The sequence below is a fragment of the Synechococcus sp. R6-10 genome, from assembly GCF_047461815.1.
GTDB lineage: Bacteria > Cyanobacteriota > Cyanobacteriia > Thermostichales > Thermostichaceae > Thermostichus.
This window is the reverse complement of record NZ_JANSHW010000616.1, coordinates 1-2814: the sequence shown is the minus strand read 5'-3', so window position 1 is coordinate 2814 and position 2814 is coordinate 1. Positions and strand designations below refer to the sequence as shown.

Below are 2814 nucleotides of genomic sequence, written 5' to 3'. Positions count from 1 at the left end.
TATCATTCAGCAGTACGGGGGCACTGTCGATAAATACATTGGCGATGCGATTATGGCCGTTTGGTTCCATGTGCCCCAAGCCAACACTGCTTCTCTGGGCACGGAAGTGCCGGGAATTCACCTCGATGTGAAGTCGGTTTTGCAGGCCATAGCGAAGCTGTTTCAAATGACCGAGCAACTGAACGGTGAGTTTCCGCTGCCTTCTCCCATTCGTCTGGGGGCAGGGGTCAACACAGGCTCGGCAATCGTGCGCCAGGTGGGCAACAACACCCGCCAAGAATATACGGCTCTGGGAGATACGGTGAATTTGGCCTTTCGCATCGAGAGCGCTACCCGCACCCTCAACGCCGACCTGGCGATCAGCCAGGACACCTATACCTGCTTGGCCAAACAGCTGGGGCAGGCAGCCGCCTGCTTCTCCCATCAGGCTGTGGAGATGAAGGGGTATGCCCACCGCCATCAGGTGTACTACTGCGATGTGCGGTCTTTGCAAGCCGTTCTCAGCCCCTAGACTTGGATCCGACTACCCAGAGACGTCTTGCCGCTGTCTGCTGTCTGACAGAGCAAGGTGGGGGATCCCGCTGTTCTTTTAGAACCTCCTGCTGCTCCTTGAGCCGATAAGATGGCAAGGCCCATTTCGACTGCACAAGAGCCTGGCCCATGACTCTGGTCAATCGCCCCGAGGTGGTGGCAGAGCTAACCGAACTCTACCATCAGTACGAAGCTGCCCTGACGAGCAATGATGTGCCCACCCTGAACCGCCTGTTTTGGGATGGCCCCCAGGTGGTGCGCTTTGGTGTGGGGGAAAATCTCTACGGGGGAGACGAGATCAAGGCTTTTCGCCAACGGCGTCCTCCCACGAATTTGGCCCGCGAGATGCTGCGTTTGCAGGTAGTCACCTTTGGGGCGGATTGCGGCTCGGTCACCTTAGAGTTTCGCCGTCCGGTGAACGGGATCCCTCGCTTGGGCCGCCAAAGCCAGATGGGGTACAGGTTCCCCGATATCGGCTGGAAGATTGTCTCTGCCCACGTGTCGTTTTTGCCGGAAGATCAGGGGGAAATGCTGCGCAAAAGCTGCGGATCCACCTCGCCCACATAGGTATTCAAGCCAATGGCTGTGGCGATCAAAGCCCCGTCCACCTCCACCCGCCGATACTGGGAGATGGCCTCTGCCAGGGGCACATCCACCACCCGCCGATTTTGCCAGGCCACCATGCGGTCGTATTTGCCTTGGGCGATCAAGTCCACAGCAGCCACCCCAAAGGCTGCTCCCAGCAGGCGATCCAGAGGAGAAGGCGTACCTCCCCGCTGCAGGTGGCCCAAAACCATAACCCGGGTTTCGATGCCGGTGCGCAGGGCGATCTCATTGCCGATGTAATGGCCAATGCCGCCGTAGAGAGACTGCCCCAGGCTGTTGGTGTGGGTCACCGGCTCCCCCGACTCGGTGCGAACCGCCTCTGCCACCACCACAATGCTGAAGTTATTGCCTCGCTCTTTGCGGTCGCGGATTCTTTTGCAGACATTCTCCAGCTTGTAGGGAATTTCCGGGATCAAAATCACATGCGCCCCCCCGGCAATGCCAGCGCTGATGGCAATGTGGCCAGCATCCCGCCCCATGACTTCCATGACCATGACTCGGCTGTGGCTGATGGCCGTGTAGGTGAGCTGATCTAGGGCTTCCACAGCCACGCTCAGAGCTGTGTTGAACCCCACCGAATACTCGGTGGCACCGACATCGTTGTCGATGGTCTTGGGGATCCCGACAAAGTTCCAATCCCCCTGCAGGGCCAGTTGCCGGAGAATGGCCAAGCTGCCATCCCCCCCCACCCCGATCAGCGCATCCAACCCAAGCCGGTGGTAGCCGGTGATCACCTCTGCCGAGCGATCCACCAAGCTGCCATCGGGCATAGGGTAGGCGAAGGGGTTGCCTTTGTTCACGGTGCCCAAGATGGTGCCGCCGTAGCGCAAAATGCCGGAAACCCGCTTCACATCCAGCAGCTCCGCCTCCACCGGTCGAGCCATGAGCCCTGCCGTCGCATCTTTGATGCCATAAACTTCCATGTCGTAGTCGCGGGCCCGCCGCACCACCGCTCGAATCACGGCGTTGAGGCCGCCACAATCGCCGCCGCTGGTGAGGATCCCGATTCGCTTACGTTTGGGCATAGAGCTCTAGTTAAAGAAAGGTGAACATCCTGAACAGAGATAAGGGTCTATATCGCTTGCAGAGAATCCCTACTCAATCGCAAACTACGGATGTGATCCAGTCGATCATTATCCCGATTATCTTGGTTCAATCAGCTCTGGAGAAACACCTTCTGGTTGGGGGAGTGCTGAAAAAGAAGAAATTGAGGGATCCATACAGCCCAGCAAGATCAGGTCAGCTTGCGTTCCCGGTGGGGTTTGGGGTTGGCGATCAAGCCCAGCCGTTAAGTATTCTTCACAAAAAGAATTAAGAAACATTGCCGCACAAGCTGCCGATTAGGAAAGACTTCTATATCTCTGAGGATAGATCTTTCCAAAAAAACTTGGGGGCAACAATCCACTCAAAAACTGAAATTATTTGTTAAGCAGGGATGATCAAAACCTGGTCAACCCGATGATAGGGATGAGGATAGAGATAAGGCATCCAGTCTGATTTGGGAGCAGTACCATGACTCAAACCATTGCCCAGTGTGCTCTACAAGGGGCCTCAGAGTTGCTCAGCCGCTACCGGCAGGGAGAGCGCCATTTTCCCCAGTCCTGCTTGGAGTATGCCTTTTTGAGGGGGGTCGATCTGCGAGGGGCCAATCTCGAGGGATCCGATTTGCATGGGGCT

4 protein-coding genes are annotated in these 2814 nt (G+C 57.0%); 3 read left to right on the top strand and 1 reads right to left on the bottom strand.

All coding sequences use genetic code 11. From position 1 onward, the window contains the following. Together NW837_RS14595 and hpxZ are read left to right on the top strand one after the other, a co-directional pair. The coding region (locus NW837_RS14595; RefSeq protein WP_414332296.1) for an adenylate/guanylate cyclase domain-containing protein at positions 1-511 on the top strand (511 nt) is incomplete at its 5' end. Positions 512-660: 149 nt separating this feature from the next. Beyond that, entirely contained in the window at positions 661-1098 is a 438-nt protein-coding gene (hpxZ, locus tag NW837_RS14590; protein ID WP_414332295.1) for an oxalurate catabolism protein HpxZ, read from the top strand. Here hpxZ and NW837_RS14585 read toward each other — a convergent pair. Continuing rightward, on the bottom strand, positions 1050-2162 hold the full coding sequence (locus NW837_RS14585; RefSeq protein WP_414332294.1) for an ATP-dependent 6-phosphofructokinase: 1113 nt from the start codon (positions 2160-2162) through the stop codon (positions 1050-1052). The genes hpxZ and NW837_RS14585 overlap by 49 nt on opposite strands. 487 nt (positions 2163-2649) lie before the next feature. On the opposite strand from NW837_RS14585, the gene NW837_RS14580 reads away from it, so the two are divergent. Further along, the coding region (locus tag NW837_RS14580; protein ID WP_414332297.1) for a pentapeptide repeat-containing protein at positions 2650-2814 on the top strand (165 nt) is incomplete at its 3' end.